We start from the raw sequence: 7,094 nt of genomic DNA, 5'->3' as shown, positions 1-7,094 counted from the left end.
TCCAATGGGAGTGCTGGTGAAGGCGGCCAGTGCGCTCGCCGTATCCTTCACGCCCTCCACGCCATCGCCCTGCGCGAAGGCCTCGGCGGCCGTGGCGGCGTAGAGCACCGTCGAGGCCACCGCCACCGCCCGCAGCATCTTGTTGTTGGCGGGGTCCGTCGCCTCGTTGATCAGCGTGTCGATGCGCTGGAACTGTTCCGCGTTGAGCTGGCCCGGGTTCTGCTCCAGCACATCGAGGATCTGCCTCGTGGTCTCACCGGCGTTGGCGGCATCCACCAGATCCCGCATCTGCCGGAAGACGCTCTGGGTCTCCGCGGCCCTGCCTTCGGAGATGAGCTGGGTGACCGTGTTGACGCCCGCCGGCGCCGCGATGTCATCCGCGAGGTTCGGGAACTGGTCGGCGGGGAAGGCCTGGGCCAGATTTGGGTTGCCCGTGCCGTTCCGGGCGTTGTTCACCTCGGTGGCGAAGTCCAGGGCGAGCTGGGAGTTGTGCGGATCGGCCGCGAGCCTCTCGTACCCGTCGTAGACCATCGACGCGGTGGTCGAGTCGAACGTGCCGGAGTCAATCAGCGCGCGCGCGACCTGCAACTCCGCGTCGAGGCTCTGGGCCGCGGTGTCGAGCGCCTGGAAGACGTCGCCGTGCTCCGCGTTGTGCTTCTCGCGGAAGGCGTCGACGTACTCGGCGCGCTGCGTGTCGCTCAGCGTCGGCAGGCGCTCGAGCTGGCGGCCCAGCGTCTCGTTGTACTGCTGCACCGCCTCGGCGGCCTGGTCATAGGCGGCCTGCGCGCTGGAGATGTTGTTCCGGGCCGTGATGACAGCCGGGTCCGTGCCCGTGGTCGTGGGCGTGGGCCCCGGTTGAGGCGTGGGCTGAGCGGAGGGGACGGGCGTCTGCGTGGGCGTGCCCGTGGGAGTCGGCGTGCCCGTGGGAGTCGGCGAGGGAGACGGGGATGACTGGCTGAAGGCCTGGACCCCATTGGACCTGACGGTATTGGCGCCCTGGCCGCTCAGATCCATCAGCGCGGGCTGTGGCCTGTCAAAGCCGCTGGTGCCATCGAAGCCCGTGGCCCTCTGGGATTGGGGCTCGGGAGGCTTGGAGGCCGGGAGCGGCTTGGGCTCGGACTTCAAGACCTTCGGGCTGCTGCTGCGGTCGTTGATGCGCGTCATGGATGGGCTCTCGCTGGTTCCGAGCTCAGCTTAAAAAAATTCCGTTCGCTAGGGATTATCGGGCTCTCTGTTCCCAAGTTGTGGAGCGCACCATGTAGGGAAAGCCAGGACAGGCGCACCACCCAGAGACCCACCTGGAGGGTGTCTCCCTCCAGCCCGCACAAGGTCATTGGCACAATCCGAAAAGCATGTAAGACATGTTTTTCTATATTTTCCGGGGAGGCGGGTATGAGCGGTTTCAAGATGACACGGGGTCTCTTCATCGTGACGTGTATCGCCGGGGCCGGGCTCGCCGGGTGCGGACCCGCCTCGGAGCGGGAGCCCGGAGACGAGGCCACCGGCACCGCTCAGCAGGGCCTCACCGAGGGGGCACCGCTGACGGCGCATGACGCGAGCTGCCTGTCGATGCAGGACCAGAACACGTGGAGCACCTACGCCTCGTACATGACGCCGGTGGGCCCCGCGCTCGGGCTGTCGGCCGTCCTGAAGGATCTCAACCGCGTGGGCCCCATGCTCACCGCCACCACGCACCCGCCGGCCGTGGGCTACAAGGGCGGCTTCCGCTGGAACGACGGCGACATGGGCACCACGGAGTGGATTCCCCAGGCGCTCACCGCGGGCGTGTCCGGCACCGCCAACGTCGCCATCGCCTCCTGGCACTACGCGCCCACCACCTCGCCCGAGAAGGGCGTGCGCATCTCGGTGGCGGACATCTCGGACATGTCCTTGAGCGCGGTGAACTACCGCCACATCCTCCTGGTGCGCCCCACCTCCTCTGGCAACTTCACCGTGGTTCCCGAGCACGGCGGCGGCCTGGCCTGGGTGGGCAACTACCTCTACATGGCCGATACCTCCGATGGCGTGCGCGTGTTCGACCTCACGCAGATCCGCGCGGTGGACACCAGCACCACGTGCGAGACGGCGATCGGCCATGTCGGCTCGGTGTGGTGCGCCTACGGCTACAGGTACGTGCTGCCGCAGGTGAGCGCGTACGTCATGCCCTCGGCCCTCACCACCCCCTGCCGCGCCAAGTTCTCCTTCCTCGGCAAGGACACGCGCGGCACCACGCCCGTGCTGCTCTCCGGCGAGTACTGCAACAACAACGACACCCCGTGCAACTATGACGGCTCCGCGTCGGGGCTCGGCGGGCGGCTCTACCGCTGGCCGCTGGACGCCACCACCTCCCGGCTCGTGGCCACGGGCGGCGTGGTGAAGCCCGAGCGCGCCTACATCATGAACGAGCCCAACGTGCAGGGCGTGGCCCCCATCATGACCAGCACCTCGACGACCTCGTACTGGCTGAGCTCGACGCGCTACAGCGGCGCCCTCTTCAAGGTGTCCACGAGCGCCTCACGCACGGCGTACCTGTCTGGCAGCGGCCAGTGGGCGAAGATGCCCGAGGGCATGCACGCCACGGGCAGTGGCACCAACCTGTGGACGGTCACCGAGGGCGTCAGCGGCGTCACCAACCCGGCGACCGGCGGGCGCGTGGTCTTCTTCGCGGACCAGGCCTCGCTGGACTGAGCCCCACGTTCAGCACGTTCAGGCGGGTCCGAGCCCCACCCCGAAGACAAGCACTTCACGCAAGAGCCGGTGAACCGGCCCGAGAGGAATGACAATGCATCACACGATGAAGATGACCCTGGCGGCGCTGGTCTCCCTGCTGTTGCTTCCCACGGCCGCGCCCGCGGTGACGGTCAAGGCGCCGCATCCCGGCACCGTGGGGGGCATCGGGTACTCCCCGACCGGCGCATTCCACGGCGCAGTGGACATCGCCAGCGGCAGTTGCAACTACTGGGGCGTCGAGACGGGACTGGTGGGCTCGTTCTATTGGAACGTGACCATCCGGACCAGCGCCCATTACTGCAGCACGGGAAGCGGCAGCGGCACCCAGAACGAGGCGGCGCACGTCTTCGCGGACGGCAGGGTCTTCAGGATCTGGCACTTCAACAAGACGGCCGCCTCGGTCGACAAGACCTGCGACCGCTGCCAGGTCGGGGACGAGGGCGCCACGGGCAACACCACGAGCCCCCACACCCATCTCCAGGTTAGCAAGTCAGGCACCATCGATACCTCCTGGTACCAGGGGTACGTTGTCAACGGGCAGCGCGTCGACCACACCACCACCATCGGCGTCTTCTGAGCCCGGACCCTCACCCCAGCCATCTCCCAGAGGGGAGGGGGTCCATTTTTATTTTCCCTGCTTACCTTGTTTTCCTGTTAATGGTGGTTAACCAGTTTTCGCGTCGACCAGCGCCCTTCGCGGGTAGCTGACAAGGGAGGCTCACCATGCATTCGAACAGGAATCCGCGGAAGTCGCTTCGCGCCCTCGTGGCGTTCGGGTTGTTGGGAGTGAGCGCCGGCGGTGGCTGCGGCGGGCCCGAGGGCGCGGAGGCGATCGCTGACGAGGAGAGGGTGGAGAACGTTCAGCAGGGCGTCCAGGTCGCGTCGACCACGCTTGCGGGCTATCCGGTCTGGGCTCACTTCAGCAACCCGCCCGTCCACACGAATGGCCGCGACTACACCATTCACAGCGAGCTGCAGCGGCTCATCGACAGGGCTCCCGCCGGCTCGTCGATCAGGGGAACGATCCACTCCCTGTCCATCGATTGGATCGCCCAGGCGCTGGTCAACGCCCAGAACCGTGGCGTCTCGGTCATGGTCGTCATCGACGGGAAGAACATCCCCAGCCTCAACAGCGACCCCTCGGTGGGCATCATCCAACAGCTCACCTACCACAAGTTCTGCACCAACTCGAACGGTGGCACGGGATGCATCAGCACCAGCGCGGACGGTGACATGCATACGAAGATGTTCACCTTCACCGCGACCACGGACCCCAACGGCGTCGCCCGGAGCAACGTCACCTGGTTTGGCTCGGCCAACATGTCCTATTCCTCCGGCACGGATGCCTTCAACAACGCAATCACCGTCTACGGTGACGCGGCGCTGATGAACGGCCTGAATGCCAACTTCTCGCACATGTGGAACCGGTTCCACGTCACGGGCAACGACTACTACGACGCGGCCTCGGGGCGCGGTTACTACCTGTCGGGCGCGGCGGACGCCTACGCCTCTCCCGAGGGAGTGGGACAGACCGACACCATCGTGACGCGCCTGAATGACGTGACGCCCGACGCGAACTGCCGGGTGCGTGTCGGCATGGCCTCCATCACGGGCTCACGCCCCGGCATCGTCGACCAGATCAAGCGCCTCAAGGCCGGGGGTTGCGGCGTCTGGTTCGTGGTCGGCGGAGATGCCACGTCCGGCATCAGCATGGATCAGACCGTCTACAACACGCTGCTCGACGCGGGCGTCGCCATCCGGAGGAAGGACAAGGTCCACGACAAGTTCTTCCTCGTGTACGGCAAGTATGGCACCAGCTACGCCTACCGGGTCTACTCCGGCTCGCAGAACTGGACCCAGGACGCGCTCAACGAGAACGAGGAGATCTTCGTCAAGATGGCGCCCGAGACCGGCACGGTGCACCCGCTCTACGACGGCTTCTACGCCCACTTCAATGACGCCTATAACACCGGCGTGACGTGCTCCAAGGCCAACTACCCCTGCCGGTAGAGCTCGGGCTGCCCACATGGAGGCGGCGGGAATCGAACCCGCCGCCGGAGGCTTCCGGGAAGAGTGCTCCAGAATCGTCGGAAGCGGTTTCCGTAGGTCTTCCTTGATTCGGCGTTTCAAGTGACGCCGACCGTCCACTCGCTGGTGCCGGACGGCGTCTTCGTGCCGGGGCAAGCCCACCTCGGAGCAACCCGGTTCCATCCAACTCAGCCCACCTTCTTCATCTTCAGGGCATTCAGCCACTGGCGGGCATAACCCGCGCAATCAGCGGCCCTGTCCGATCCATTGATGATGGCGCGTGCACCGCGGAAATCGACGCGCGAGGCATTGATGTAGGTGGAGAGCGAGGCCCCCGTGAAGATGCCTTTCTTCATGCCATGCACCAGCACGAAGAGCGCCACATCGGGCCGCAAGGCGAGGTCTGGGTTCTTCACCAGGTCCACGCCCAGGAGCTTGGTGTATTTCTCGTAGTTCTCCTTCCACGTGAGCTGCACGTAGCCACGCCCGTAGTAGGGGTAGTAGCGCAGATTCTTCTTGCGGTACCCCTCGGCCTTCGCGCCCAGGTAGTCCGCCTCCCTGACGGGCTGGAAGTGCCCCGTCTCCAGCTCCACGGTGGCGAGCACATAGGCGATCTGCTCCAGCATCGTCACCCCCTGCCGGAGGCACTCGCCGTGGATGGCCTTCACCGTGCCCGCGCGATCCGCGCCGGCGAAGGCGGGCAGCGGCGAATTCGCCGGTACCTTGCCTCCCTTCCCGTCCTGCGTGGGCTTGAAGACGACGACCTTCGGGGACGAGGTCTCGTGGGTCTTCGGCGTGTTGCCCTGGCCCTTGTTGTCCGCCACGCGGACCGCGGGGCCCCGGCTGAAGGTGACGGCATTGCCGACCGTGCGATACTTCGTTCCGTACTTGCTGGCGACGTCTGCCTCTAGCCGGCCATCCGCCAACCGGTGCAGCGTGATCTTCCTGCCCAGGGCGGGATCGCTGGCCCGGTACTGTTTGTCCGCGGTACGGCCCGTGACGAGGAACCAGTGGTCTCCCGACCCGTCGTATTTTCCTTCGCGCTTCCCCGCGCTGTTCTTGGTGACGTAGTCGACGTGGACGATCACCGGCCGGCCCGTGGCGAGTTCTTGGTCGATTTTGTCCGCCGTGAAGCCGGAGTGGCGGAACAGATCCACCTGCGGAGTGACCAGTGTGCCCATCAGATCCCACGACAGGATGTCACCCGCGGGCCCGAAGCCGTTCTTGCTCTTCATGAACGTGGCCATCTCGTCCGGGGTGATCGCCTTGCCGGTGATGCCGCTGAGCGCCATGCAGACGGCCGTCATGGCACAACCAATGGCGCTGACGTTCCTCCCGGTCTGATTGGCGATGACGATGACGCCCCAGTCCTCGCTCCGGCCGGTGGTTTCGTCGTAGCCCTGGGCATAGACGGGATAGCCATCCTGGCTGGGGAAGGTGCGGCCATTCTTGACGAACCCGGTGTTGCTCCCCGCAGGAGGCTGTTGGGTCGGATGCCGCGGGGCCGGCTTGTTCGGGTTCTTCGGGGCCATGAAGGCCTTGAGCGCCTTCCAGGTGATGGGACCCACGATTCCATCCGGCGTCAGCTTGTGTGCCTTCTGCCAGTGAATGACCGTTTCGTCCGTGATGGGGCCGAAGTAGCCATCGGCACGCACGCCCAGCGCGGCCTGGACCCATTTGACGTCACTCCCCGCGCTGCCCTCCTTGATGACACGGGACCCCGGTTCGAGGCCCTCCCTGTATTTCTCGAACCTGGACGCCGTCTGCTGTCCACGCTGAGGGGTGGCCGTGCTCTGGTCCTTGGAGATTCCCACGTCCTTGACGACCACCATCCCTTTCGAAAGCCCCCACGTCGCCGTCGAATCGTACGAGGCCTTGTCGGAATTCACGGAGATGTGGGCGTGCTTCGTATGCCCATTCGAGCCGTCGTAGTCAGTCGGGGTCCACGCGCTGACGCCCAGCTTGGCGTAGGACCGCCACATCTTCCAATTCCAGATGATGTACTTGATTCGAGGATCGCGGCGCTTGACCAGGTGCGCGACGATCTTGTTCATGTCCGCGCCATTGGCAGGATCATGGGTGAAGTCACGCGCGGTCACGATTCCCAACTCTCCATCATCGACCCAGGGGTTGTGGTCGCTGTTCCTCGATGCGTGAGCCGCGTCTCCAATGGCCCCATCACTCAGCCTGCTCCGATTGGGAGCATGGCTGTTCAACTCCGCCAGGAGTTGCTCCAGGGCCTTGGCGACCCTCCATTTCTTGGACATGTGCTTCGCCTCCCTCGACGTGGCCTCCCATCCTTGCCCATCCCAATGATGGGCACCAGTAGAGGGTCC

At 65.5% G+C, this 7,094-nt stretch carries 4 protein-coding genes and 1 pseudogene; 3 read left to right on the top strand and 2 right to left on the bottom strand.

Annotation, left to right across the window (positions count from 1 at the left end; all coding sequences use genetic code 11):
* Positions 1-1,164: pseudogene (locus VF794_RS39095) on the bottom strand (hypothetical protein); the annotation flags it as partial.
* Between the two features lie 228 nt (positions 1,165-1,392).
* Here VF794_RS39095 and VF794_RS39090 point away from each other — a divergent pair.
* The 3 genes from VF794_RS39090 (at position 1,393) to VF794_RS39080 (ending at position 4,740) form a co-directional block, all read left to right on the top strand.
* Positions 1,393-2,688 carry a hypothetical protein gene (locus VF794_RS39090; RefSeq protein WP_331118698.1) on the top strand — a complete coding sequence of 432 codons (1,296 nt, stop codon included), beginning with the start codon at positions 1,393-1,395 and terminating at the stop codon, positions 2,686-2,688.
* Positions 2,689-2,782: 94 nt separating this feature from the next.
* A complete protein-coding gene (locus VF794_RS39085; RefSeq protein ID WP_331118696.1) occupies positions 2,783-3,307 on the top strand; it encodes a hypothetical protein in 525 nt (174 codons plus the stop codon).
* Between the two features lie 146 nt (positions 3,308-3,453).
* Positions 3,454-4,740 (top strand): phospholipase D-like domain-containing protein, encoded by a 1,287-nt coding sequence (locus VF794_RS39080; RefSeq protein ID WP_331118694.1) that lies wholly within the window; start codon positions 3,454-3,456, stop codon positions 4,738-4,740.
* A 206-nt stretch (positions 4,741-4,946) separates the two neighbouring features.
* Here VF794_RS39080 and VF794_RS39075 read toward each other — a convergent pair whose 3' ends face one another.
* Positions 4,947-7,025: a peptidoglycan-binding protein gene (locus VF794_RS39075; protein ID WP_331118693.1), complete on the bottom strand. Its 2,079-nt coding sequence runs from the start codon at positions 7,023-7,025 to the stop codon at positions 4,947-4,949.
* Positions 7,026-7,094 lie beyond the last annotated feature (69 nt).

Origin of the sequence: Archangium sp. (genome assembly GCF_036389735.1) — a bacterium.
In the GTDB taxonomy this organism is placed as follows: domain Bacteria; phylum Myxococcota; class Myxococcia; order Myxococcales; family Myxococcaceae; genus Archangium.
Note: the sequence above shows the minus strand (reverse complement) of the source record. Positions and strands in the feature narration are given on the sequence as shown.